Annotated in this window: 2 pseudogenes; both read right to left on the bottom strand. The window is 61.8% G+C overall.

From position 1 onward, the window contains the following. Positions 1-134: 134 nt before the first annotated feature. Positions 135-1601, bottom strand: a pseudogene (locus tag K2184_RS28930) (Tn3 family transposase); the annotation flags it as partial. Positions 1602-1654: 53 nt separating this feature from the next. Beyond that, a pseudogene (locus K2184_RS28925) lies at positions 1655-1729 on the bottom strand (IS6 family transposase); the annotation flags it as partial.

The raw sequence follows: 1729 nt of genomic DNA, 5'->3' as shown, positions 1-1729 counted from the left end.
TGAATATGGAAAGAGTTCTTACCCAGATCGATACCAATAAGCGCAATGTTTTCCATGATGGTTCTCCGAATGAAAGCCTGTCCTCAGCATAGTACTGGGAAGGAGGGAGTGACCATCTCATTAAATAAAGCACGCTAAGCCGGTTGCAGCGGTCGTAGCGGCCTGAACTTGCCCGCGCCGATCTTGGCGCTGCTGCGCCAGAGGTAATCGCCGGTGAGGTTGATGTGCTCCCAACCGAGCGGCGACAGGTACTGCAACAGCGCGTCATCAACGGCATGGCCGTTGCCACGCAGCGCGTGCGCAGCCCGTTCCAGATAGACCGTGTTCCACAACACGACGGCAGCCGTTACCAGATTGAGGCCGCTAGCCCGGTAGCGCTGCTGCTCGAAACTGCGGTCGCGGATTTCACCCAGGCGGTTGAAAAACACTGCCCTGGCCAGCGCATTGCGCGCCTCGCCCTTGTTCAGGCCGGCATGCACGCGGCGGCGCAGTTCCACGCTTTGCAGCCAGTCCAGGATGAACAGCGTGCGCTCGATGCGGCCCAGCTCGCGGAGCGCCACGGCCAGGCCGTTCTGGCGTGGGTAGCTGCCGAGCTTTCGGAGCATCAGGGAGGCCGTCACCGTGCCCTGCTTGATCGAGGTGGCCAGCCGCAGGATTTCGTCCCAATGGGCGCGGACGTGCTTGATGTTGAGCGTGCCGCCGATCATGGGTTTCAGCGCGTCATAGGCGGCGTCGCCCTTCGGGATGTAGAGCTTGGTGTCGCCCAGGTCGCGGATGCGCGGCGCGAAGCGGAAGCCCAGGAGGTGCATCAGGGCGAAGACGTGATCGGTGAAGCCCGCCGTGTCGGTGTAATGCTCCTCGATCCGCAAGTCGGACTCGTGGTACAGCAGGCCGTCGAGCACGTAGGTCGAATCGCGCACGCCGACGTTCACGACCTTGGTGTGAAATGGCGCGTACTGGTCAGAAATGTGGGTGTAGAACGTCCGCCCTGGGCTGCTCCCGTATTTCGGGTTGATGTGGCCGGTGCTCTCGGCCTTGCTGCCGGTGCGGAAGTTCTGGCCGTCCGACGATGAGGTGGTGCCGTCGCCCCAGTGCTCGGCGAAGGGATGGCGGAACTGTGCGTTGACCAGATCGGCCAGCGCCGCCCCGTAGGTTTCGTCGCGGATGTGCCAGGCTTGCAGCCAAGCCAGCTTGGCGTAGGTCGTGCCGGGGCAAGACTCCGCCATCTTGGTCAGGCCCAGGTTGATCGCGTCGGCGAGGATCGTGGTCAGCAACAGGTTCTTGTCTTTGGCCGGGTCGCCCGATTTCAGATGCGCGAAATGCCGAGTGAAGCCCGTCCATTCGTCCACCTCCAGCAGCAGTTCGGTGATCTTGACGTGCGGCAGGATCATTGCCGTCTGGTCGATCAGCGCTTGGGCGGTGTCGGGTACCGCCGCGTCGAGCGGCGTGATCTTCAAGCCTGACTCGGTGATGATGGCGTCCGGCAGCTCGTTGGCCGTCGCCATACGGTTGACGGTGGCAAGCTGTGTTTCCAGCAGCGTCAGCCGGTCGTTCAGGTACCGGTTGCAGTCGGTGGCCACGGCCAGCGGCAATTCGCTGGCCGGCACTGTTGCAAAGTTAGCGATGAGGCAGCCTTTTGTCTTATTCAAAGGCCTTACATTTCAAAAACTCTGCTTACCAGGCGCATTTCGCCCAGGGGATCACCATAATAAAATGCTGAGGCCTGGCC

Source organism: Klebsiella sp. K5-306 (assembly GCF_051835185.1).
Lineage (GTDB): Bacteria > Pseudomonadota > Gammaproteobacteria > Enterobacterales > Enterobacteriaceae > Klebsiella > Klebsiella oxytoca.
Note: the sequence above shows the minus strand (reverse complement) of the source record. Positions and strands in the feature narration are given on the sequence as shown.